This window comes from Pantoea sp. SIMBA_079, assembly GCF_046940275.1.
Taxonomy (GTDB): domain Bacteria; phylum Pseudomonadota; class Gammaproteobacteria; order Enterobacterales; family Enterobacteriaceae; genus Pantoea; species Pantoea borealis.
On record NZ_JAWRYR010000284.1, the window covers coordinates 1 to 273 of the forward strand.

The window sequence follows — 273 nt, forward strand, 5'->3', positions numbered from 1 at the left end:
CTGGTATTCCGTGCGTGACGAAGCCTATTACGGCGAAGAGGAAACGGAAGTCCGCGAGGATGGTGTGCGCTACGGTCCGCAAGGGACTCCTGTCGAATGGGTTGAGGAAGAAAGCTATTTCTTCCGTCTCTCAGCCTATCAGGACAAATTGCTCGATCTTTACGAGAAGAATCCGGGCTTCATCATGCCTGCGGAACGTCGCAACGAGATCGTGAGCTTCGTAAAGTCGGGTCTGAAGGACCTGTCGATTTCGCGTACGACATTCGACTGGGG

At 53.8% G+C, this 273-nt stretch carries 1 protein-coding gene; it reads left to right on the forward strand.

The genetic code is table 11. The features are described from left to right. Positions 1-10: 10 nt before the first annotated feature. Positions 11-273: class I tRNA ligase family protein (locus SB719_RS20040; RefSeq protein WP_412159721.1), on the forward strand; the 263-nt coding region annotated here is incomplete at its 3' end.